The sequence below is a fragment of the Cohnella luojiensis genome (assembly GCF_004564235.1).
Classification (GTDB): Bacteria; Bacillota; Bacilli; order Paenibacillales; family Paenibacillaceae; genus Cohnella; species Cohnella luojiensis.
Genome location: NZ_SOMN01000008.1, coordinates 38,574 through 62,610, shown reverse-complemented (window position 1 = coordinate 62,610; position 24,037 = coordinate 38,574). Strand labels below are relative to the sequence as shown.

21 protein-coding genes are annotated in these 24,037 nt (G+C 50.7%); 16 read left to right on the top strand and 5 right to left on the bottom strand.

Annotated elements, in window-relative coordinates; translation table 11 throughout:
- Nucleotides 1-1,081 precede the first annotated feature (1,081 nt).
- Nucleotides 1,082-1,282, bottom strand: a complete 201-nt coding sequence (locus tag E2980_RS08640) for a hypothetical protein (RefSeq protein WP_135151780.1) — start codon at nt 1,280-1,282, stop codon at nt 1,082-1,084.
- 109 nt (nt 1,283-1,391) lie between these two features.
- Between E2980_RS08640 and E2980_RS08635 the strand changes: the two genes are divergently transcribed.
- The 7 genes from E2980_RS08635 (at nt 1,392) to E2980_RS08605 (ending at nt 7,199) form a co-directional block, all read left to right on the top strand.
- A complete protein-coding gene (locus E2980_RS08635; RefSeq protein ID WP_135151779.1) occupies nt 1,392-2,132 on the top strand; it encodes an alpha/beta hydrolase in 741 nt (246 codons plus the stop codon).
- A 166-nt stretch (nt 2,133-2,298) separates the two neighbouring features.
- On the top strand, nt 2,299-2,487 hold the full coding sequence (locus E2980_RS08630; protein WP_135151778.1) for a glutamate decarboxylase: 189 nt from the start codon (nt 2,299-2,301) through the stop codon (nt 2,485-2,487).
- A gap of 56 nt (nt 2,488-2,543) precedes the next feature.
- A complete protein-coding gene (accD, locus tag E2980_RS08625) occupies nt 2,544-3,410 on the top strand; it encodes an acetyl-CoA carboxylase, carboxyltransferase subunit beta (protein WP_135151777.1) in 867 nt (288 codons plus the stop codon).
- Entirely contained in the window at nt 3,400-4,365 is a 966-nt protein-coding gene (locus E2980_RS08620; protein WP_135151776.1) for an acetyl-CoA carboxylase carboxyltransferase subunit alpha, read from the top strand. The genes accD and E2980_RS08620 overlap by 11 nt, the downstream gene beginning before the upstream one ends.
- Before the next feature lie 48 nt (nt 4,366-4,413).
- Nucleotides 4,414-6,168, top strand: a complete 1,755-nt coding sequence (pyk, locus tag E2980_RS08615; RefSeq protein WP_135151775.1) for a pyruvate kinase — start codon at nt 4,414-4,416, stop codon at nt 6,166-6,168.
- 106 nt (nt 6,169-6,274) lie between these two features.
- Nucleotides 6,275-6,748 carry an acyl-CoA thioesterase gene (locus tag E2980_RS08610; protein WP_135151774.1) on the top strand — a complete coding sequence of 158 codons (474 nt, stop codon included), beginning with the start codon at nt 6,275-6,277 and terminating at the stop codon, nt 6,746-6,748.
- A 37-nt stretch (nt 6,749-6,785) separates the two neighbouring features.
- Nucleotides 6,786-7,199 carry an FxsA family protein gene (locus E2980_RS08605; RefSeq protein ID WP_240702940.1) on the top strand — a complete coding sequence of 138 codons (414 nt, stop codon included), beginning with the start codon at nt 6,786-6,788 and terminating at the stop codon, nt 7,197-7,199.
- 8 nt (nt 7,200-7,207) lie between these two features.
- Here the strand turns inward: E2980_RS08605 and ytvI are convergent, their stop codons facing one another.
- Nucleotides 7,208-8,323: a sporulation integral membrane protein YtvI gene (ytvI, locus tag E2980_RS08600; protein WP_135151857.1), complete on the bottom strand. Its 1,116-nt coding sequence runs from the start codon at nt 8,321-8,323 to the stop codon at nt 7,208-7,210.
- Between the two features lie 216 nt (nt 8,324-8,539).
- Here ytvI and ppk1 point away from each other — a divergent pair, with 216 nt between their 5' ends.
- A complete protein-coding gene (gene ppk1 / locus E2980_RS08595; RefSeq protein WP_135151772.1) occupies nt 8,540-10,627 on the top strand; it encodes a polyphosphate kinase 1 in 2,088 nt (695 codons plus the stop codon).
- A 14-nt stretch (nt 10,628-10,641) separates the two neighbouring features.
- Here ppk1 and E2980_RS08590 read toward each other — a convergent pair whose 3' ends face one another.
- Nucleotides 10,642-12,183: a Ppx/GppA phosphatase family protein gene (locus E2980_RS08590; RefSeq protein ID WP_135151771.1), complete on the bottom strand. Its 1,542-nt coding sequence runs from the start codon at nt 12,181-12,183 to the stop codon at nt 10,642-10,644.
- 337 nt (nt 12,184-12,520) lie between these two features.
- Here E2980_RS08590 and citZ point away from each other — a divergent pair, with 337 nt between their 5' ends.
- From citZ to E2980_RS08560, 6 genes are all read left to right on the top strand, one after another.
- Nucleotides 12,521-13,636: a citrate synthase gene (gene citZ / locus E2980_RS08585; RefSeq protein ID WP_135151770.1), complete on the top strand. Its 1,116-nt coding sequence runs from the start codon at nt 12,521-12,523 to the stop codon at nt 13,634-13,636.
- 103 nt (nt 13,637-13,739) lie between these two features.
- Nucleotides 13,740-15,032, top strand: coding sequence for an NADP-dependent isocitrate dehydrogenase (gene icd / locus E2980_RS08580; RefSeq protein WP_135151769.1), 1,293 nt, complete (start codon nt 13,740-13,742; stop codon nt 15,030-15,032).
- A 414-nt stretch (nt 15,033-15,446) separates the two neighbouring features.
- Nucleotides 15,447-16,391 carry a malate dehydrogenase gene (gene mdh, locus E2980_RS08575; protein WP_135151768.1) on the top strand — a complete coding sequence of 315 codons (945 nt, stop codon included), beginning with the start codon at nt 15,447-15,449 and terminating at the stop codon, nt 16,389-16,391.
- A 190-nt stretch (nt 16,392-16,581) separates the two neighbouring features.
- A complete protein-coding gene (locus E2980_RS08570; protein ID WP_135151767.1) occupies nt 16,582-17,022 on the top strand; it encodes a DUF2269 family protein in 441 nt (146 codons plus the stop codon).
- Nucleotides 17,023-17,157: 135 nt separating this feature from the next.
- Nucleotides 17,158-18,390, top strand: coding sequence for an MDR family MFS transporter (locus E2980_RS08565; protein ID WP_135151766.1), 1,233 nt, complete (start codon nt 17,158-17,160; stop codon nt 18,388-18,390).
- A 7-nt stretch (nt 18,391-18,397) separates the two neighbouring features.
- Nucleotides 18,398-18,931, top strand: coding sequence for a cysteine hydrolase family protein (locus E2980_RS08560; protein WP_135151765.1), 534 nt, complete (start codon nt 18,398-18,400; stop codon nt 18,929-18,931).
- 155 nt (nt 18,932-19,086) lie between these two features.
- Here E2980_RS08560 and E2980_RS08555 read toward each other — a convergent pair whose 3' ends face one another.
- Nucleotides 19,087-19,893 (bottom strand): sugar phosphate isomerase/epimerase family protein, encoded by an 807-nt coding sequence (locus E2980_RS08555; RefSeq protein WP_135151764.1) that lies wholly within the window; start codon nt 19,891-19,893, stop codon nt 19,087-19,089.
- Nucleotides 19,890-20,498: a 5'-deoxynucleotidase gene (gene yfbR / locus E2980_RS08550; protein ID WP_135151763.1), complete on the bottom strand. Its 609-nt coding sequence runs from the start codon at nt 20,496-20,498 to the stop codon at nt 19,890-19,892. The genes E2980_RS08555 and yfbR overlap by 4 nt, the downstream gene beginning before the upstream one ends.
- A gap of 90 nt (nt 20,499-20,588) precedes the next feature.
- On the opposite strand from yfbR, the gene E2980_RS08545 reads away from it, so the two are divergent.
- A complete protein-coding gene (locus E2980_RS08545; protein ID WP_135151762.1) occupies nt 20,589-22,136 on the top strand; it encodes a fumarate hydratase in 1,548 nt (515 codons plus the stop codon).
- A 24-nt stretch (nt 22,137-22,160) separates the two neighbouring features.
- Nucleotides 22,161-23,960 carry a two-component system histidine kinase PnpS gene (gene pnpS / locus E2980_RS08540; RefSeq protein ID WP_135151761.1) on the top strand — a complete coding sequence of 600 codons (1,800 nt, stop codon included), beginning with the start codon at nt 22,161-22,163 and terminating at the stop codon, nt 23,958-23,960.
- Nucleotides 23,961-24,037 lie beyond the last annotated feature (77 nt).

The window sequence follows — 24,037 nt, the reverse complement described above, 5'->3', positions numbered from 1 at the left end:
CTATAGGTCTATTAATTTGAAGAAAATCCCAACTTAGACTCTATCGTAAGTAATCGAGCTTATAGAATAAAGGCAAAGCCGGACGAAAGTCGGATTCCTGGTCTTGTACACTTTATCGTCGATGTCGTACCTTATTATATTTTAGGAAACTCAACAAGTGATCCTACTGCATTCTCGGAGAAATATGATGCAACGTTAAGGTCCATGGGGATAAAATAGGGGGGTAATAGCTATCAGTAAATTAAAAGTGCATATTTCAATTGGTATATTAAGTTGGTTACTTTTCTTGTTCAATAGCACTATATTCTACTATTACGTAAATAGTAACTCCTATGTAGTTGAAAAAAATATCTTAATTCTCATTAATATAGCAATGTTTTTACTGTCTTTGTTGTTTGGTGTGGTCTCATTAATGATTACTATTAAAAATGGACGTACCCTTTTCAAAGGTAATCGTTCAAAAGGTGTAAAGGCAAGTTTTCTAATCAATTTTCTATTTGTTATTGTTTATTTTCCGTTTACTTTACGGATAATTGCTAATGCTTACTATATAATGATGGGCGTATAAGTGAAGGGAATCCCAAGGTTTTTGCTTAAATAGTTTTTACACCACATGCGAGTGTAACAACTCCATGTGGTTTTTTCTAGCCCTTCCCCCTCCCCCCCGCTTTGATTGTATTGCTTCGAAGAATCGACAGACAGAAGGGAGAGCGGAGCTCGGTACTGCTCCGAAGAACAAAGGAATGGAGTTACAGCAAGCTTTTCAGTAGCTGAGGGGAATATATCGAAAATGACCATTACCTATTATATAAGTAACGGTTATGTATACGAATCGGTTCAAATTAATACTGGATTAATGGCTGCAGGTGTTACAGACGTACCTCAAACAATCACGAATATGTACTTTACATCTCAAGGTCTTCCATCCTCTGAATAAGAAAGTGAAAATATATCCTTTATAGAATAGGCATCATATAGATAAGCCGTCTTCTCGTAATAAATAGCGACCTTTCCTTTGAGAATGCCCTTAACTAGCTCGTCGCCTTTAGGAGTCGGTGTATAATGGGATTGGCTAAGTATTTCAGGTATTGGTAAGGCCGGCACATGGCCGAATAGACCAAGGGACGCCTTTTCTCAGTTGCTCTTGACCTACCAAATGATTGAAGTACACAATATGAATACCGGACAAAGGGTATTCTTGGCTGGACAGATCGGAGCAGTCTTGAAACGCCTGAAGCGTTTGACGAAGCAAAACATTCCTAGTTTGGCTGTCTTCGCTCATCATTCGCGTTCTCCTTTGCTTCTTAGTTGACTTAGAGGGAGTATTGATTCTTTGTATTGCCAGAAGAGCGGGCATCCAAACCGAATTTTTTTTAACGGAGTGATGGAAAATGGCTTTTATCCAATGTCAGTTTTACTCGGAAACGTTAGAGATACAAGCGTCTATGAACGTTATTCTTCCGCAAAGGAAAGGCCGTTTGTTCCCTACGCTTTACTTGCTGCACGGCCTTTCGGACGACCACACCGCATGGAGCCGGCAAACCTCCATCGAAAGATATGCTTCTGCCCATGGTATAGCGGTAGTCATGCCGGCAGTAAACAGAAGCTTCTACACCGACATGAGCCACGGAGCGAAATATTGGACCTTCGTTAGCGAAGAGCTGCCCGAGTTGGCTCGTTCGTTCTTTCCTCTGTCGCCGCTACCCGAAGATAATTTCGTTGCGGGCCTTTCCATGGGCGGTTACGGAGCGATGAAATTAGGACTTAGCTTTCCTGAGAGGTTCGCTGCGGCTGCCAGTTTGTCCGGAGCGGTTGACGTTAATCGTTTAGCTAAAGTAAGATTTACCCCGGACCTGCTGAACGTGGTCAGCGATCCATCCACGATTCCTGGCTCGTCGGCCGATCTGTTCGCGCTTGCGGAACGGTTAGCCGGACAACCTTCCGTTCCTCTGCTATTCCAGTGCTGCGGAACGGAGGATTTCCTATATGAAGACAATATCCGGTTCCGCGACCTTTGCTTACGGCTAGGGCTCCCATTGACTTACGAGGAAGAGCCGGGAAATCATGAGTGGGGCTATTGGGATCGTAAAATAGAGCGAGTTCTGAATTGGCTTCCGATAAAGCAAGGGTAACGTCATTCTTCTCCCATTCCGCGCGCCGCAAGGAATCTGCCGTTGTTTGGTTGCTAGTCTTGCGACTTCTGTGCTATGATTTCTTTATTGCTCTATTCGTTATACCAAGTAATACGACTCGTTCCGATCTTACAATGAATGACTAAGAAATTGGGGGTACCGCTTCATGTGGACGGTCATCTACATCGCACCGACCGCTAAGATCGCCGAAAGAATTCAGAAGCGTCTGACCGATGAAGGTTTCCTCGTACAGGTACGCCCCATTAACCTAACCAAACCGCAGTACGAAATATTGGTCCCATCTGGCGAAGTGCGGGAAGTGCAAGAGGTATTAGGCAGTATTCTGCACCTGTAATTCAGAACGATACCTATTAGCTTCACGGTCCCCTATATCGCTTGTGAGGTGTCGCTGTGTTCAAGGATTTATTTCAGAAGAAAAAATACGCCGTCGTTCCTTCGGAACGCACGAAAAGGGATATTCCCGAAGGCTTGATGAACCGTTGCCCGAAATGCGGTACGATTCAGTTCAGCAAGGAACTGGAGAAGAACCTGAAAGTCTGTTCCACCTGCGGACACCATTTCCGTCTGAACGCCTGGGAGCGCATCGCAATGACGCTCGATGAGGGGCGTCTTTTTGAGATTAATGAAGATCTGATTTCGGAAGATCCGCTGCAATTTCCTGGTTACGCCACGAAGCTCGAGCAGCAGAAGGCAAGCTCCGGCTTGAAGGACGCGGTCATTACGGGAGAAGGCGAGATCGGCGGATTTGCCGTCGTCGTCGGAGTGATGAGCTTCGACTTCTTCAGCGGCAGCATGGGCTCCGTAGTGGGCGAGAAGGTTACTCGCGCGATCGAGAAGGCCACGGAGAAGCAATTGCCGCTCGTTTTCTTCTCTACCTCGGGCGGGGCAAGAATGCAAGAGAGCATATTAAGCTTAATGCAGATGGCGAAGACGAGCGCGGCGCTTGCCAGGTTCCAGGAAAAAGGCGGCTTGTTCATCTCCGTATTCACCGATCCTACGTTAGGCGGGGTTTCCGCGAGTTTTGCGAGCCTTGGCGACTACAATTTGGCCGAGCCTGGCGCGATCGTCGGTTTCGCCGGCCGTATCGTTATCGAACAAACGATTCGTCAGAAGCTGCCGGAAAACTTCCAGACGGCTGAATTCAATTTGAAACACGGGCAATTGGACAAGGTCGTCCACCGCAAGGAAATGAAAGCGATGCTGACCAAACTGCTCGACATGCACGCGGGGAAAGGAGAGCCGGCCGATGTCCAGTGAACTGCCCTTTGAGAGGCCGCTCGCCGAATTACGCAAGAAAATAGATGAGCTCAAGCATTTCGGAACCGAGAAGCAAATCGACTTCACGGATGAAATCGGAAGGCTTGAGGAGCGTTATAAGCAGCTTGAAGTCGAGATCTACGATAATATGAGCGCGGCTCAGATTATGCATATGGCCCGTCATCATCAACGTCCGACGTCTCTGGATTACATAAATACGGTTTTTACCGATTTTATCGAGCTCCACGGAGACCGCTTGTTTGCCGATGACCTTGCGATCGTAGGCGGCTTAGCCAAGCTGAACGGCATACCCGTTACGGTTGTCGGACACCAGCGCGGCAAGGATACGAAGGACAACATCCAGCGTTTCTTCGGCAGTCCCCATCCGGAAGGCTTCCGCAAAGCGCTTCGCTTCATGCAGCAAGCGAACAAGTTCGGTCGCCCGATCATCACGTTCATCGATACCAAGGGAGCTTATCCCGGCGATACCGCGGAAGAGCGCGGCCAGTCGGAAGCGATCGCGCGCAATCTCCGCGAAATGGCGATGTTCGGGGTGCCGATCATCTGCATAGTTATCGGAGAAGGCGGAAGCGGCGGCGCTCTGGCATTAGGCGTAGGCAACCGGGTGCTCATGCTGGAGAATGCGATCTATTCCGTTATTTCGCCGAACGGCGCGGCTTCGATCCTATGGAAAGATGCTTCCAAAGCCGATCAAGCTGCTGAAGCGATGAAGATTACCGCGAAGGATCTGCTTGAATTCGGCGTTATCGAAGATATTATTCCCGAGCCGCAAGGCGGAGCTCATCGGGACAAGGCGATGCAAGCCGAAGCAATCAAGGAAGCTTTATGGCGCCATCTGCAAGAGTTAATGCAGATGACTCCGGATCAATTGAGGGAAGACCGGTACCAGAAGTTCCGCAAAGTCGGGCGTTTCGGTACCGCAGGGTTAGAATAGCCCTATATAAATGAGACCATGGATAGATAAACGGAGGAAAAAGAAATCATGCGTAAAACGAAAATCGTCTGTACGATCGGCCCTTCCAGCGAATCGTTGGATAACACCAAAAAACTGATTACCGCCGGAATGAACGTTGCCCGTCTGAACTTCTCGCACGGCGACTTCGAAGAACACGGAAACCGGATGAAAGCGATTCGCCAAGCCTGCCAAGAATTGAACAAAACGGTTGCGATCCTGCTGGATACCAAAGGCCCTGAGATTCGCCTTGGGAAATTGAAGGAAGAGCCGATCGAGCTCGTTCAAGGCGAATATATCACCTTGACTACAGAAGAAATCTTGGGCGATATCAATCGCGTTCCCATCACGTATAAGGAATTGCCTAGCGACGTTCATGTCGGTTCGACGATCCTGATCGACGACGGCTTGATCGGAATGACGGTCGTTGACATCCAAGGCACGGAAATCAAATGCCAGATCGTTAACAGCGGCCAAATCAAGAGCAAAAAAGGCGTAAACGTTCCGGGAGTCGCGATCTCCATGCCTGGACTTACGGAAAAAGATATCGGCGACATCAAGTTCGGAATCGAAATGGGCGTCGATTTCATCGCGGCTTCCTTCGTTCGCCGCGCTAGCGACGTGCTTGAAATACGCGAGCTTCTGGAGCGTCACGAAGCGCGCCACATTCAGATCATCTCCAAGATCGAGAATCAACAAGGCGTCGACAACCTCGACGAGATTCTTGAGGTTTCGGACGGACTAATGGTTGCCCGCGGAGACCTTGGCGTTGAAATCCCCGCGGAAGAAGTGCCTCTCGTTCAGAAGCTCATGATCGAGAAGTGCAACCGCGCAGGCAAACCGGTCATTACCGCTACTCAAATGCTCGATTCCATGCAACGGAATCCTCGTCCGACCCGCGCGGAAGCTTCCGACGTCGCGAACGCGATCTTCGACGGAACGGACGCGATCATGCTGTCGGGCGAGACGGCTGCGGGCAAATATCCAGTGGAATCCGTTCTGACGATGTCCCGTATCGCGGAACGCGCGGAATCCGCTTTGCACTATCGCGAGATCTTCACTAAGCAAGCGAAAGCGCAACAAACATCGGTTACGGAAGCGATTAGCCAGGCTGTGGCGAATGCCGCATTGGATCTGGATGCGAAAGCGATCGTAACCTCCACGGAGAGCGGCTATACCGCGCGCATGATCTCCAAATACAAACCGAAATCCCATGTCATCGCAGTAACGCCTATTGATCAAGTATTGCGCCGTCTGCAGCTGGTATGGGGCGTTATCCCTGTGAAGGGCGTAACTGCGACGACAACGGACGAAATGTTCGAGATCGCCGTGAAAGGCGCGATGGACACCGGACTCGTGCGCCTTGGAGATACGATCATTATTACTGCGGGCGTACCGGTTGGCCGCTCGGGCACGACGAACCTAATCAAGATTCACAACGTCGGCGAACTGATCGCCAAAGGACAAGGAATCGGATCGCAAAGCGCTACCGGTAAAGTCGTTATCGCGAATACGCCCGAAGAAGCGCTTCGCAAGATGACTAAGGGAGCGATCTTGGTCGCGCCTTCCACGGACAAGGAATATATGCCGGCGTTCGAGAAAGCGGCGGCGGTCATTACGGAATGCGGAGGCATTACTTGCCATGCCGCGGTAGTAGGACTGAACCTGGGCATCCCGGTTATCGTCGGCGTTGACAATGCCATTCAGTTGTTGAAGGACGGCATGGAAGTCACGGTTTACGCGGAGCACGGCGTGATTTACTCCGGGCAAGCTAAAGTCATGTAAGTTATCGAACGATGAAATAGAATTCCCCGCAGCGTTGCTGTGGGGGATTTTTGTATCCAGTCGCCATCCTAAGGATGACGAAGCCGTTTATTCGGGAGGAAGTCATATGGCAACTTGGTTTTTGCACCCTTTACGCGTCAGATATCAGGAAACGGATCAGATGGGCGTCGTCTATCATGCCAACTATTTGAACTGGTTCGAGATTGGCCGTACGGAGTGGGTTCGTCAGGCCGGAATCGCCTATAAGGAAGTGGAAGCCCGGGGCTTGCTGTTGCCGGTAACCGACGTTGAAGCCTCATTCAAACAGCCTGCCTTATACGACGATTGGATTACGGTATGCACTCGGGTAGCGGAGATGACGAGCATTCGCGTTCGTTTCGAATCGAGAATCGTTAGCGGCGATATGTCCGCTAGTCATGGAATTCGTTATGAAGGTGAAGACCCGCCAGGATTGCTCCTCGTGCAGGGAGGAACGAGTCACGTTTGGGTAAACAAAGAATGGAAGCCCGTTCGCTTCGCGCGGGAAGCTCCGGATTTGTATCAACGAATGATGGGGCTAATTGGTTCGAAACCGTCTTGAGCGTTCGATCGTAATGGTTAGTAGGAGAGTGATGATGATGCAGAAAAAGCAAAGCAAACTTCCATTGGCCGTTTTCCTTCTCGCGCTAATGGAATTATGGTTTATATTCATGGTGGGCAAATGGATCGGCGGCTGGGCGACTTTGGCATTGCTGATCGGATCTGGGGCGTTGGGGGCATGGCTTATCAAGACGGAAGGACGCAAAGTATGGCAGCAAGCCCGGCAGCAGATGGAAGCAGGCCAAGCGCCCGGCCATTCCTTGCTGGAAGGCCTGTGCGTTCTGGCAGGCGGCATCCTCCTCATAGCTCCGGGATTTCTATCCGATATCGTAGGGTTGACGATGCTTCTTCCTTTTACTCGCCCTCTGTACCGGTTATATATATACCGATGGCTTGAACGCAAAGTGCGCAACGGTCAGTTCTCGATCTACGGAGGATCGAATCGCAGATAAGCGCGGATTTAACGGTTCCCGTGCCCAATGTATTTGCCGATATCCCGGAAAACGTTAGCCCTATGGCAAGCCATCAGCACGACGACGATGATGGGACCAATGATGAGTCCGAATATCCCGAACAGCTGAAGGCCTGCGAACATCGCGATCAAGGTAGGCAGGGGATCCAAGCCGACGCTGGAGGCAAGCACCTTCGGCTCGATGAATTGGCGGGCAATCAGGACAATCCCATAAAGAATGGATAAACCGGTTCCAAGCTGCCAGTCGCCAATGAGGAACATGTAGCCCAGCCAAGGAATCATTGCCGCGCCAACGCCTAAGTAAGGGAGCAAGTCTACGACGCCGATAAGCAATCCGATTGACAATGCATTTTCCACCCTTAGGATTAATAAGCCGATAATGACGACAACCATCGTAATGGAAATCATAATCAATTGCGCCCGCATGTAGCCAAATAAGGCGTGCTGCAAACCCTTCCAGACCGAACCGACCCTTTGAACCATGGCTATGGGAAACCATTCCTTCATGAGTATCCGATAACGGTTCCAATCCTTGCTGATGAAGAAGGAAGCAAGGAAGACGACGATCGCAATGGTAGCGATGGTAGGCAAGGAATAGAGAATGCTTACGATTCCGTTGAAGAATAAGCTGATCAGGCCGGTACCCGCTTGAGTGATGACTTGCGCCGTGTCGGAGATGCTGCTATTGATGGTTTCTTCGTAGTTGGGATTTTGTTTGTAAAAGTCGTTGATCCGGTTAATGAGGCCTTGAATGTCCGGACTGGCCAGCAGATCGTTGAAGGAATTTTCCACCCACGTCACCAAGTCCTGAAGCGAGCCGGACAAATTCATAACCTCTTCGACAAGACGCATGATTAGAGCGGAGATGATCGTAATCATTGCGGAAGCAAATAACAGCAAGGTGACGGTGACCGCTAGCCATCGGGGAAAACGGGCTCTACGGTGCAGCAAGTCCACCAACGGATTTAAGGCATATGCAAGAAGCCATCCGAGCAGGAAAGGATACAGGAGCGGAAGAGACCACCACGCCAGCATTAGGATCACGACACAAAGCGCAATGACGAGAAGTAATCTTAGCAGTTGACCGACGATTTTCCGATCCAGAGCAATCTCCCTCTTTCTCCTGCATATCCATTTCATTAAGAGTACTATTCCCATTATAAACCATGGCGACTTCATTTCGCGAAGGGTTGTCTTTCATTTAACCGTGCGTTAACGATTAGTTAACGTCTAGTTTACAATCGGGCAACATAATGAAAGAGAATGCCGGATCGGGTTATATGGTCATAGTCGCATGAGCAATGAACAGGGGGAAGCAACGTGTCTAGCTCCAAAAAATATATTAACCGTGATTTAAGCTGGCTGGAGTTCAATCGGCGCGTGCTTGAAGAAGCGGAAGACGCAGGTACGCCGCTTTTGGAGAGGCTTCAGTTTCTTTCCATCGTGCAAAGCAACCTAGATGAGTTTATGAGCGTTAGGGTCGCCGGATTACAAGCGCAGAGCAAAGCGGGGTTTATAAAAACCGATTTCACGGGATACACGCCCCAAGGCTTGATTAAACGACTGATGAAGCGCACGACGCGAATGGTTAAAGAACAATACCGTACTTACCGCGATTTACTTCGGCTATTGGCCAAAGAGGGCGTCTCGCTTACTGCCTTCCGGGAATTGAACGACGAACAGAAGACAACGATGACCTCCTATTTCAAGCAAATCATATATCCGGTGCTCACTCCGATGGCAGTCGACCAAAGCCGTCCTTTTCCGCTTCTGCATAGTAAAGAACTTTACCTGGCCGTTGTTCTGAAGCCGGAGGGCCAAGGCGTAACGGAAGGCGAAGAGGAGAAGACGTTCTGCGCGATCGTTCAAGTGCCGTCGATTCTTGCCCGCACAATCCTCGTTCCAGGGAGGAAAAACAGTAGAAAACTCTCTTATTTGCTGCTGGAGGACTTGATCAAGGAGCATATCGGACTCCTGTTCAGCGGATACAGGACGGTAGCGGTTCATGCGTTCCGCGTGACGCGGAATTCGGACTTGACGTTGAACGAGGAAGGCGCGGAGGATTTACTGCAGGAGATAGAGAAGGAGCTGCGACGGCGGCGGCGCGGATTGCCCGTAAGACTCGAGGTGGAAAAAGGAATCCATTTGGACGCGCTGGAGCTGCTTAGCGACGAACTGGAAATGGAAGGCGAGGCTTTCGACGAAATAGATGGACCTCTTGATCTGGGATTTCTGTCTAAGTTCGTGGCCATGCTTCCGAACTATGAGCACCTTCGTTATCCTAAGCACGAGCCGGTCTATCCCGCGGAATTCGACGGAGAGGACGATATGTTGACCGTACTTCGCGAGAAGGATGTCCTCGTCTATCATCCCTATGAGTCATTCGAGGTCGTTAACGATTTCATTCTGGAAGCCGCGGCAGACCCGAACGTGCTTGCGATAAAGATGACGCTTTATCGCGTGAGCGTGAATTCCGTGCTCATTCAGGCATTGTCCAGCGCGGCGGAATCGGGGAAGCAAGTCACCGTCGTCGTAGAGATCAAGGCTAGGTTCGACGAGGCGCGCAATATCGCATGGGCGCGCCAGCTCGAGAAGGCCGGCTGCCATGTCGTCTACGGACTGGTCGGGTTGAAGACTCACGCCAAGATCACTTTGGTCGTTCGCAGAGAAGCGAATAACTTGCGGAGATACGTGCATGTCGGAACCGGCAATTATAATGAAAATACGGCACGTTTGTATACGGATGCGGGGTTATTCACGAGCCATCCGGACATCGGGGCGGATGCTACCGCATTGTTCAACGAGATGACGGGATATTCGACTCCCCATCTATGGTCGTCCTTCGCCGTCGCGCCGATCGGCTTAAAGCCGAAGCTGTTCGAACTGATCGATCGGGAGATTGGTCATGCTTTGAGCGGGCGCCCTGCCCGGATAGTCGCGAAGATGAATTCTTTATCCAATCAATCGATGATCGATAAGCTCTATCAAGCCTCGCAGGCTGGCGTGAAAATCGAATTAATCGTTCGGGGAGTATGCTGTCTCAGACCCGGAGTGCCGGGATTAAGCGAGAATATCCGAGTGATCAGCATCGTCGACCGTTATCTCGAGCATGCCAGAATACTCTCCGTAGCGGGGGGCGGGGACGATGAGGTCTATATTTCGAGCGCGGATTGGATGACGCGGAACTTGAGCCGCAGGGTTGAATTAATGTGCCCGGTATACGATCCCGGTCTTCGAAGCACGTTGATGAACATATTGGAAATGAATTTGCTGGATAACGTCAAAGCGCGGGAACTGCTATCGACCGGCTCCTATGAGCGGGTGAAGAGCCCGGAGCCTCCATTGCGCAGCCAGTTCCAAGCGGCGGATATTCCGCTATGGAAGTCCATAGCGGCAGCGTTTGAGTAGAGTTAACGGGGGAATTACTTTATCCGGACCGAAAGTTCGGGGGTAATCCCCCAATTTTTTTTCATTTCCTTGGCGATGTTCTCTACTTCCATCTGCTCTACGGGAAGCGGATGGCGGGCATCGGCAATTAATCGAAGCTTGCTTCCTTTCACGGAAAGCTCAAGGGTCGTTATGGCCTGGGCTTCGCTGCGGTCGAGCGCGGCAGCCAGCTGCAGCAAAGAGCCGAGCTTGGCGATCGCTTCGAAATCGCCTTCCTCCAGCATTGAGCGGTACGCGGCTAGCTTTCTTCTAAGAGGATTGGAACCTCGATAAGAAGCGATGGCAGCCGTCAGAATCGTTTCCCTGTGGGATAAACCGTTCCAATTGGTATGCAGCAGCATATAGAAGGTATGGTCCGCGCAGTCGTTAAAATCGATTGTCGCTCCGATCCGGAATAGACGGGCAGCGGTTTCCAATAACCGGCGACTGGAAGCCGGCAATTTCGTATCCGCTGATAAGCGGTCATATAACGTTAAGGCTAATCTGCGAACTTGCTGAAGATGTTCTTCAGGCGCGACCGGATATAAAGCGCTCAGGTTACGAATGCTTTCCTCCAGAACGGAGTTTTCCGAATCGGAACGATGGAGGGGGAGGCAGGTTTCGTAGAACAATCCATCCCTTAGTCCCGCGCCGCATACGACGAGTCGAGAAGTATGGATATGCCCCATGACCCCAAGAAGAATCGCAAGTCCCGGCACGATGACGTCTCCGCGGTCTTTGGACAAGCCAGGAAGCTTCCGTCGTTGTTCGACCGTAATCATGGCCAGGTTATCCAAGGCCAAGCCGAGATCGGGTCTAATCATTTCATAGCCGTGCAGGTGGGGAAACGGATAATTCGTCTCCCTTTGACGAAGCTTGGCGAGGGCACGAACGGTGCCTCCCAATCCGATGAGGGGAAGCCCGGGGTGACTAGAAATCCACCGCTCCTTACCGAGCAAACGCCACACCTCCGATTGAATCTCGGATAGCATGGATTGGGGGGCAGGGCCTTCGCCTATCCCGTATTTGCTAGAAATGTTGACGCAGCCAATCGGGAAGGAAGCGGCAGACACGACACTCCTATTCTGAATGAGCGTGATCTCGGTACTTCCTCCGCCAATGTCCACGACGAAGCAATCGGCAAGGTTAAGGCTGTTCAGCATGGCTCTGCTGCCGATTCGGGCTTCGTCCTCCCCGGACAGTATCTCGACGGATAAGCCGGTTAAGTCGTATAGCTTCTTTATGATCGCTTCTCTATTAACGGCTTGGCGGATCGCGGCAGTCGCAACAGCCCGGATGTGCTCCGCGCCGTGCTTCTGGCATATGCGGCAAAAGTGCCGCAACACTTCCGCAAGCTCATCTATGGTTTCCATGGGTAATGTGCCATCCGAAGTCATTCGTTGGCTTAAGCGAGCCGGCCAGCGTCCTTGATCCACTACGCGATAAGCCCCGTTGTCCGTTAATTGATAAACGGACAATCGAACGGTATTGGAGCCGATATCGATGATTCCGGTGATCTGGTTTGTGGTTAAGTGCATTAAGTGGACCTCCTGCCGCGCAAACGCTTCGTTTCATTGTATCACAAATTAATTATTGGAATAATTAGAGGGTTTAAGCAAATGACTAAAGCTATGTGGATTCAAGAACGAATACTTATGGTGCCGATAAAACAATTTGATGCCCGTTTCGGTTCCATTCCCTGTAAAAATCGATTATCATTAAAAAAGGTCAAAAAATGTTAGGTTATTCGCGGTTTGCGTTCATTATTGAGCCGGGAGTGCGTCTTGCTCTCGCGCAGACTTATCTTGAGCGATTCGGCAGCACACATAGACAAGCCGATTGATCTGAATTTTCGGGACAAAGGAGAGAGAAAATATGACAGTAACCAAAGGCCTTGAAGGTATCGTGGCGGCGAAGTCGTCGATTAGCTCCATCATCGACGGCGTCTTGACATACCAAGGCATTAACATCGACGAATTAGCGGAAAAGGCCACGTTCGAAGAAGTAGCATACTTACTATGGCACGGCAAGCTTCCGACTAAAGCGGAACTGGACGGGCTGACCGCGAAGCTTGGAGACTATGCATCCGTTCCTGCCGAGGTTATCGATGGCTTGCGTTTGTACCCTAAAGCAAGCAATTCGATGGCTGCTTTGCGTACGGTCGTATCCAGCTTGGCATTGTACGATAGCGAAGCTAATGACATGAGCGCGGAGGCTAACTATCGCAAAGCAGTGAAGCTGCAAGCGCAATTGCCTACCGTCGTAGCGGCATACGCTCGTATTCGCGAGGGCAAAGAACCGATCGCTCCGAAGAAAGGCGTAAGCATCGCCCATAACTTCCTGTATATGCTTACCGGAGAAGAACCGGCACAGGTCGCTATCGAAGCCTTGGACAAAGCGCTCGTTCTGCATGCGGACCATGAGTTGAATGCCTCCACTTTCGCGGCGCGCGTAACGGTTGCGACCTTGTCGGATATTTATTCCGGCGTAACGTCCGCGATCGGCGCTCTGAAGGGGCCATTGCACGGCGGAGCTAATGAAGCGGTTATGGTCATGCTTGATGAAATCGGCTCCGTAGCTAACGTAGAGCCTTATATTCAGAACAAGCTGGACAACAAAGAGAAGATCATGGGCTTCGGTCATCGCGTCTATAAGAATGGCGACCCTCGCGCTAAGCACTTGATGCAGATGTCGCGTCAACTCGGCGAGTTGAAAGGCGACATGACGCTTTACGACATGTCCATTAAGATCGACAACCTTGTAACGAGTCAAAAAGGATTGAAGCCGAACGTCGACTTCTACTCCGCTTCTTGTTACACGATGCTTGGCATCCCGCGCGACTTGTTCACGCCGATCTTCGCGATCAGCCGCGTATCCGGATGGTCTGCTCACATCTTGGAGCAATACCAAGATAACCGCTTGATTCGTCCGCGCGCCGAATACGTCGGTCCGGTGAACCAGCACTACGTTTCAATCGAGAAACGCGTCTAAATTAAATGCTATTGCCGGCGGGTTGCCTCCAATGCCGTAAGGCGGAGGCAAGACGCCGGTTCTTTGCGAAAAATAACGTGAAAATCAGGAGGAGAAACAAACCATGAAACTCGAAAAATTCACAGCGCCGACTTCCGGCGAGAAAATTACGGTAGACAACGGCGTGTTGAAGGTTCCTAACAACCCGATTATCCCTTTTATCGAGGGCGACGGCACCGGCCGCGACATCTGGAAAGCATCCAAGCGCGTGCTTGATGCGGCAGTAAAGAAAGCATACAACGGCGAAAAACAAATCGCTTGGTACGAAGTTTTCGCCGGCGAGAAAGCATTCAATACTTACGGCGAGTGGTTGCCTGCCGATACGTTGACGGCCATCCGCGAAATGTTCATCGCAATCAAAGGACCTTTGACGACGCCAATCGGCGGCGGTATCCGTTCCCTGAACGTTGCGCTGCGCCAAGAACTGGATCTCTACGTATGCTTGCGTCCCGTTCGTTACTTCGACGGCGTACCTTCCCCGGTTAAGCGTCCCGAGCTTGTGGACATGGTTATTTTCCGGGAAAACACCGAGGACATCTACGCGGGCATCGAGTACCAATCCGGTACCGAGCAAGTGAAGAAAGTGCTCGAGTTCTTGCAGAAGGAAATGGGCGTTAACAAAATCCGCTTCCCGGAAACTTCCGGTATCGGCATCAAACCAGTTTCGGAAGAAGGCTCCAAACGTCTTGTTCGCGCGGCTATCGAGTACGCGATCAAACACGGCCGCAAATCCGTTACGCTCGTTCATAAAGGCAACATCATGAAATATACCGAAGGCGCGTTCAAAAACTGGGGTTACGAAGTAGCTGAACAAGAATTCGGAGACAAAGTATTCACGTGGTCCGAATACGACAACATCAAAGCGGACAAAGGCGAAGAAGCGGCTAACGCTGCCCAGAAAGCGGCTCTTGATTCCGGTAAAATCCTGATCAAGGACGCCATCGCCGACATCGCGCTTCAACAAGTTCTAACTCGTCCAACCGACTTCGACGTTATCGCTACGTTGAACCTGAACGGCGACTATCTGTCCGACGCATTGGCTGCTCAAGTCGGCGGAATCGGTATCGCACCGGGCGCTAACATCAACTACCTGACGGGACATGCCATCTTCGAAGCGACTCACGGTACCGCGCCTAAGTACGCGGACAAAGACGTCGTGAACCCGGGTTCCGTTATTCTTTCCGGCGTTATGATGCTGGAGCACTTGGGATGGTTGGAAGCTGCCGAGCTGATCTACAAAGGTTTGGAAACCTCGATCAACAACAAAGTCGTTACTTATGACTTCGCTCGTTTGATGGAGGGTGCTACCGAAGTAAAATGTTCTGCGTTTGCGGACGAAATAATTAAACATTTCTAACCCCCTAAGTCCCCCTTTCCAAGGGGGATTCCAAGGGCCTGCTGCCCTCTGGACACCCGCCTTCGAGCGAGGAGTTACCGACGAGCGGTCTGAGCGGGGCTTGTGCTGGGAGTTGCCCATCTTCTCGGATGTGCTGGTGCGACTCGCTTCGCTTGTCGCCCCTCCATCCGAATGATGGACTAGTGCGAGTTTATGGCTGTCGAGCTGCCTTCGCGCTCTCAAGGTCAAGTTCAGAGCTGCTGCGCGCTCTCAAGGTCAAGTTCGGAGCTGCTGAGCGCTCCTGGTGAATAGCTGCATATTTACAGTTATTCTATTGAGGAAGCTATTTTTCGGGAATACTTGATTCGCCTTCAAAATGGTTCATTCGCCTAGGTGCGGAAAGCACCGGGCTTAAGATTAAGGAGGAATTATTAAGTGGCAATCAAACGTGCGAAAATTACAGTTGTCGGTGCTGGATTCACTGGCGCGACTACTGCGCTTATGTTGGCTCAGAAGGAGCTTGGAGACGTCGTTCTTCTGGACATCCCTCAGTTGGAGAACCCGACTAAGGGTAAAGCGTTGGACATGATGGAATCTACGCCGGTGCAAGGAATTGATTCCAATATTGTAGGAACATCGAATTATGAAGATTCCGCTAATTCCGATGTTGTTATTATTACGGCCGGTATTGCCCGCAAGCCGGGTATGAGCCGCGATGACCTCGTGAACACGAACGCTGGGATTGTGAAATCGGTTTGCGAGAACGTCAAAGCGACTAGCCCGAACGCTTACGTGATTATCCTTTCCAACCCGGTTGACGCGATGACTTACGTGGCTAACAAAGCGCTGGGCTTTCCGAAAAACCGCGTGATCGGACAATCCGGAGTTCTGGATACGGCTCGTTACAACACGTTCCTCGCGCAAGCGCTGAACGTATCGGTTGAAGACGTTCGCGGAGTCGTGCTCGGCGGCCACGGAGATGACATGGTTCCGCTCGTTCGTTATACGACGATCGGCGGAATTCCGGTAGAGAAGTTGCTTCCTAAAGAGCAAATCGACGCCATCGTTGCCCGCACTCGCGTAGGCGGCGGAGAAATCGTTAACTTGCTGGGTAACGGCAGCGCGTACTTCGCACCTGCTGCTTCGCTCGTGCAAATGACGGAAGCGATTCTTAAGGACAAGAAACGCATTCTACCGATTATCGCATTGTTGCAAGGCGAGTATGGTTACGACAACCTGTTCATGGGCGTTCTAGCTGTTCTTGGCGGCGACGGCATCGAGAAAATCATCGAAATCGAGTTGACCGGCGAAGAGAAAACGGCGCTTGAGAAATCAGCGGAATCCGTACGAAACGTCATCAAGATCGTTGAGAACGCGTAATTCAACTAAACGAATAACGAAAGGGAGCCTGCGGGCTCTCTTTTTAACTATCAGGAAGTTTAATTTTTGACGGAACCGTTTTACTTGTTGTGAAAGATTCATGTTCTTTGTCCCGCCAAGGTTTTGTTCGCGTCTCTTTTTGTGTATACTGAGTTTGTCTCAGTCTGTTAACTATTGGAGGGAACGGCGAATGTTAACTGTTATGTTGTTTTTGCACGTAGTCGGTGCGGTGGGTATGGGAATTTATGCAATTATGCCTTTTGTAGTAGGGAGATTTAAGCAATTATCGGGAACCGCGCAAGAAGGATTGGCCAGCGGATTAATCCTGGGCGGAAGATTAGGCCAATATTCGCTCGTGTTGCAGTTGCTTACCGGCGGTTATTTGATCTCCAATTCGGAAATGCCGGATTATACCGTTGCTTGGATGGTAACGATTATCATCTTGTTCGTGGCGATCGGAGCATTGACGGGGATCGTGCAAGCTCCGCTTAAGAGAATTGCGGCTTCCTCCGTTAAAGGAGAGAGCGCGAGCAGTTCGATTGCAAGAGTTCAGACGCTTAGCTCGATCATCTTTGTACTGTTCCTTGTCATGATTTGGTTGATGCAAGATCCATGGATTGTAACGAATTAACGGAATCAATACTTTAAGAATGGCTGTCGAACCCTGCCTACGCATGTCGTAGACAGGGCTTTTTTGCTTAATAATGTACTAATTTCGTGTGCTATAATGATGCCTACAACTTCTACATAAGAACAGAGGATCAGGATGAAAATTAATTTTATTATGAATTTATTAGGAAGATACGATGGCGGGATATGGATTCGGGTGCTCGGAGCCGCCTTAACGACCATTACCGGTTTCATGATACGGCCATTTCTAGTGCTCTATCTGTACGATCAAATGGAGGGCTCGGTCATTCTGCCGATGATTATCGTCGGTTTGCAGCCGCTGTGCGGCTTGTTCGTAAGTTGGTTCGGGGGTGGGTGGAGCGATAGATACGGGCGAAAACCACTGATTATAATTGCATTATTCCTCCAAATGCTGTGTATGCTCGGTTATGTTTTCGCGGAAGATGTCTGGCAGTACGCTCTTATTTCCATTATAAACGGCATCGGATTTGCGCTTTATATGCCTGCTGCGAATGCTCAGATTACGGATATGGTGGCGGAAGAAAAACGCGCGGAAGTGTTTGCGTTGATGCATACGGCGTTTAATGTCGGAGCTGCCGTCGGTCCCGTGCTGGGATTGCTTATGTTCGGTTGGAATCCATCGGCCGTATTCCTCCTGTCCGCATTTTCCTTCGTACTCTATGGGCTGCTTGTCTGGTTCAAATTGCCGGAGACCGCTCCATTGTTAAAGGGTGAAGGATCAGGATCTAAAGCGATAGCCGCGCAACCTAAGCCTAAATTCTCTTGGGTCGAGCACAAAACCTTGCTGCTTATAACCTTGCTTAGCTTGCCGGTCGGACTGTTGTACGCGCAAGTGGAATCAACTTTTCCTTTGCATTTGCAAACTAGCTTCGACAATTACCGTACCGTGCTGGCGTCGATCCTTACTTTTAACGGGATCATGGTAATCGCCATGCAAATCTGGATAGCCAAGCGCACGGAAGCGATGCCTTCGCATCTTGTTATTGGATTGTCTTATGTTCTATATGCTATCGTATCTTTGGGCTATGGCTATTCGAGCATCATCGTATTGCTATTCGTGGCCGAATTTATCTTTACGATCGGAGAGATGATCTTCGGTCCCCACATCCAGAAGGCGGTTTCCGTCATGGCGCCGGTAGAGCAACGAGGTTTCTACTTCTCCGTATATGGGACCAGCCAGTTGCTATCCCGCGGAATCGGGCCGATATTGGGCGGCTTGGTGCTTAGTTGGAGCAATGGGGAAACGTTGTTCGCGGCGATTGCGGTATTGCTCGTTGTCGCTGGTGTCGCTCAGGTCAGGGTTCTTAAGAAATATGCTTTCGCAATGAACATTAATTCAAGGAGCTGACGATCGAATGAGTAAGGGTGACACGGCGCTGTTAATTGTGGATGTACAGAAAGCGATGTTTTCTTATGATTCGCGGTTATTCGATGAGGAGCTCGTGATGGATAACATCGAGATGCTTTTGTCGAAAGCCCGAGCGTCGAACGTTCCGGTCATTTTCATCCAACATACGAGCCATGAGGCGGGGGATGAATTCCTGGAAGGAAGTCAAACATGGGATATCCATCCTAGAATCCAACCTTTCGAATCGGAACCGGTTATCCAAAAATTCACCTGCGATTCCTTTCATGAGACGACGCTTGACGAGGAGCTTCGGAATAGAAACATTCGAAAACTTGTCATTGCCGGCATGCAGACGGAATTCTGCATCGATACGACTAGCAGAAGGGCGTTTAGCCTAGGATACGAGGGTACGTTAGTTAAAGATGCCCATAGCACATTCGATAGCAAAAACCTTTCGGCAGCCCAGATCGTGGAGCATCACAATTACATTTTGGGCGGGGGATTCGTTCGGCTTAAGGCGACTAAGGATATCGAATTTTAAGGATAAGGGGTAGACGATTAGACATGAGTCTGATCATCTACCCCTTATTATTTTAGTTATTCAGAATTTATAAGTTTCAAGTTTATCCATTTCTGAATAACCTCCGACATAAACGTATTGTCACCATCGCTAAGGACGGCGACAGACGTTTATGCTTATGCCAACCATTCATCCCAGTGGCGCTCGAGATATCCCTTCATCCACAAGCAAACTTCCCACAAGTCGGAAACGGGAACATTGGTGAAAGGCAAAGTTTGGAGATAGCCGGGAGGGCCGAATTCCGGAACGATAATGAGCGATTCCGCACCCTGATCGCGTCTGCTGCGGGCAATGTCCCGCCACCACGCGGAATGCGCGGCGAGTGCTGCGGCATGCTCAGGCGCGGCAGGATGATTAACCTGCGGACCTTCCTGGTACCCGACGCGGGAATGGACATGGATGGCTCGTTTTGAGGCTATTTGCATCCTTGGACCTTGGTCCTCTAAGAGGGACTCGCATACGCAGCACCAATGGCTGAAATCCGCGCAAATGCTCAATTCGGGTACGTCTTTAAGCAATTGCTCCGTCACCCAAGGCGTAAACATCGCGCGGCCGCGGTGGGTTTCATGAGCGATGGGGATACCGGCTTCGCGTTCGACATTCACCGCATGACGGTAGAAGTCCAACTGTTGCTCGTAGGGCGCGTCGTCCTTGGAACTGTGAGCGTTAATCATGACCGCAGAGAATGTGGCCGCACGCTCGACTTGCTCCTTGAAAGATTGCTTGTGATCGCCCCCAGTGAAAACCATGGCGGAATATTCCAGTCCGTATTGCGCGAGTAGATTGCGGAATAACGTTTCATTCGCGGGCTCAGGCATCGGCGATTCAATGCCCGCGTAACCGGCTTCGGAAATTTGTTTGAATTGTTGCTCAAGCGGCAGACGTTCCATCCCCCAAAGGGCTTTGAAAATTTTCAGCTTCATGACAACACGTCTCCTTCTTCGATTTCTGAAAGCTCATCAATGGTTTTCTCGAACCCTGGCGCCAAATGGGTCAGAAACCATTCGACTTCGGGCATGTCGAGCTTCCTCAGCTTCTCTTCGCTTTGGCGACGAGCCGTCGTAAATTCCTGGTTTCCAGCGGAAATCTCGCTAATGCATTTTATGTAGGCATCGATCAGGTCTGCTGCTTTCAATAGCTTCTCGAGCTCCGGGTTAGTTGGCTTGCCGATCAGCAACGGGCGATAGGTTTCTTCCAGTTCCGGCGGGACTGTCGCGAGCAGCCTTTCAGCAGCCAGCGCCTCGATCTCGCGAAAATTGGCTAATAGGCGAGGATTATGATGTTTGACCGGCGTAGGAATATCTCCCGTAAACACTTCCGTGGCATCATGGAATAAAGCGTACGTGACTACTTCATCGGGATTAATGTCTCGCTTGAATATTTCCCGCGCAATACTGCCTAACGCGTGCGCGATGAGCGCGACATGATAGGAGTGTTCCGCCACGTTCTCGCTTGTCGTGTTGCGCATGAGACTCCAGCGTTCGATATACTGCAGCCGGTACAAATAAGCCAAATAATGATTTGCCATGAACTTGACTCCTTTTCTCCCTCCACATATCTGTATGCTATTATATAATGAATAGAGTATAACGAACAGAGAGGGGATTCAGCACTTATTATGTCTTCAACTTTCGAACAAAGCGTCTATCAACTTATCGTGGAAACCTCCACTAACCTTCCGGCGGACGTACGCCGTGCCATTACCGCTGCCAGAGAACAGGAAGATCACGCTACTCGCGCAGGATTGTCCTTAACGACGATTGCCCAAAATATCGAAATGGCGGAATGCAACGTTTCGCCTATTTGCCAAGATACCGGTATGCCGACTTTTGTCGTACATACCCCCGTAGGCGCGAATCAAATCATCATGAAGAAGGAAATCAAGAATGCAATCGCTAGAGCAACTAAGGATGGCAAGCTTCGTACGAATTCGGTGGATTCCCTGACAGGGGCGAATACGGGGGACAACTTAGGTCCCGGCACGCCGGTCATACACTTCGAGCAATGGGAGCGGGATGAGGTAGACGTTCGTCTTATTTTGAAAGGCGGCGGCTGCGAAAATAAAAACATCCAGTATAGCCTGCCTTGCGAAGTCGAGGGATTAGGCAAAGCCGGACGGGATCTGGACGGAATCCGCAAATGCGTGCTTCATGCGGTGTATCAAGCGCAAGGCCAAGGCTGCAGCGCCGGATTTATCGGCGTTGGCATCGGCGGAGACCGCACGACGGGGTACGAGTTGGCGAAGCAGCAATTGTTCCGTACGGTCGATGACGTGAACCCGATTCCTGAGCTTCAGCAGCTCGAGGAATATATTTTGGACAAGGCTAATCAGCTTGGCATCGGCACTATGGGCTTCGGCGGCAACGTGACGTTGCTCGGTTGCAAAGTCGGCGTGAATAACCGTTTGCCGGCCAGCTTCTTCGTATCCGTTGCTTACAACTGTTGGGCATACCGTCGCCAAGGCGTCGTATTGGACGGTTCCACGCATGAGATCAAAAGTTGGGTGTACGAAGGCGGTTCCGCGGTTTCGATGGCCGATGCTGCAGGGGATACTGTCGATGAGGCGGTCGACGTAGCTTCCAAGCCTAAGGAAATCGTGCTCCAGATGCCTCTGACGGAGGAAGACGTTCGCGGACTTAAGGTCGGCGACGTCGTTATCCTCAACGGTGAAATGCACACGGGACGCGATGCCCTGCATAAGCACTTGATGGACCATGACGCTCCGATCGACCTGAACGGCGGCGTTATCTATCACTGCGGACCCGTTATGCTTAAAGACGATTCAGGGTGGCATGTTAAAGCCGCAGGACCGACGACAAGCATTCGCGAAGAGCCCTACCAGGGAGATATTATGAAAAAATTCGGTCTTCGTGCCGTAATCGGCAAGGGCGGCATGGGGCCGAAAACGTTGGCCGCCCTTCAAGAACACGGAGGCGTTTATTTGAATGCCGTTGGCGGAGCCGCCCAGTATTACGCGGAATGCATCAAGAACGTTAACGGAGTAGATTTTATGGAGTTCGGCATTCCCGAAGCTATGTGGCATCTGCAGGTTGAAGGCTTTGCCGCGATCGTGACCATGGACTCCCATGGTAACAGCTTACATGCCGACGTTGACAAGGATTCCAAAGCGAAGCTAGCCCAATTCAAGGATCCGGTATTTGTATAACTCCGAAGGAGCCGCTATCCGCCCATGACTAAATTTCGATTGAAGCTGACTGCCTTGTTCGTCATCATGATAGGATTATCCGTGTTGGCCGCTGGGTTGCTGATGGGAAATTCCTATCAGAAAAATCATCAAGCCGCCTTGCGGGATCATATGATACGGGAACTGCATGTCTTGAACGCGGCGGTGCCATGGCCGGATAAGGTGGATGAGGCCGGGCAAATATCCTATTTGCAGGAGCAAGCCCAGCGGTTCAAGAAAATAGCGGGCATGCGCTTGACCTACATTCGACCGGACGGCAAAGTCATGGGGGATTCCGATCATGACCCGGCATCGATGGACAATCACCTCAATCGCGAGGAGATTCAGCAGTCGCTGATAGAAGGAACCGGAAGCAGCATTCGCTACAGCGATACTTTGAATCAGAACATGATGTATGTTTCGATTACGGTAAAAAAAGCCGACAGCAACGAAAAACAGGGCATTATTCGGCTAGCCATGAGCTTAGGCGACGTTGAACGCAGTCTTAATAATATGTGGATCGCTCTCATATTCGCATTGCTTTTGTTGTTCATTGTTGCTGGAATCGTGAGTTATCGCGTCGCGCTCAGCGTCACTCGCCCCATCGAACGAATGACTTCCGCGGCCAAGAGAATGGCGAGTATGGATTATGCCATTCGCGTGCCTGATGGCGGCAAGGACGAGGTAGGAGAGCTTGCCCGCGCGCTAAATGCCATGGCGGGAAGCCTGCAGGAGCAATTGCATGAAATTAGGCAGAACGGTACACGTTTGCAAAGCGTCTTGGACAATATGACAAGCGGAGTCGTCATGATTGCTCACGATGGGCGGATCATTCTGTATAACCGCGAAGCCGAGCTGCTGCTCGGCAGCACCGTTCGGGAGCGAGTGGGGAGAAGCTATACGGAAATCAGGCAGCATTTCGAGCTGGTGGGATTGATACGGGAAGGGCTTGAAAACCCGGTTACTTTACACGAGGAATTGACGGTGTATTATCCGGAGGAACGACTGCTCGAGATCAACCTCGTTCCGATGACGATGAGCGGGGAAGAGGAGCCTGGACTGTTACTCGTCCTGCAGGACGTATCGGCTATTCGGCGATTGGAGCGGATGCGCAGCGAATTCGTGGCCAACGTATCCCATGAGCTGAAGACGCCGGTAGCGGCCGTTAAAGGGTTCGCCGAAACTTTGCTGTCCGGAGCCATGAACGATCCGGAGACGGCAAAATCCTTCCTCACGATCATTCAAGACGAGAGCGAACGGCTAAACCGGTTAATCGGCGACATTTTGGAATTGTCCAAGATTGAATCCAGGAGATCGCCGTTGCAGTTCTCGCCTATCGATCTGCCGATATTCCTAGGAAGAATGCAGGAGCTGCTGTCCGCGGAAGCCGCGAAAAAGAATATCGAGCTGGACGTTCATGCGGAAGAGGGGTTATTCCTCGAGGCGGACGAGGATCGATTAGGACAGATTATGATGAATCTCATGCAGAACGGGATCAACTATACGCCTGAAGGCGGCAGAGTAAAAGTCCGTGCGGAAATTATCGAGGCGGACGAAGACAATGAGGAGCTTGTGCGGATTACCGTTTCGGATACCGGAATCGGCATTCCCAAGAAAGATATCCCGCGGATCTTCGAGCGGTTCTACAGGGTTGATAAAGCTCGTTCGCGCAGCTCGGGAGGAACGGGTCTGGGATTATCTATCGTCAAGCATTTAACCGAGCTGCACCATGGGACGATCCGCATCGAAAGCACGGTTGGCGTAGGGTCGAAGTTTATTTTGGAGCTGCCTCTGATACAGCCGTAACATACGGTTTTACCGATTTTACGCTGCGATAACATTTGCATGATGTTGCGTTTACAGTGGTATGATAAAACTAACAT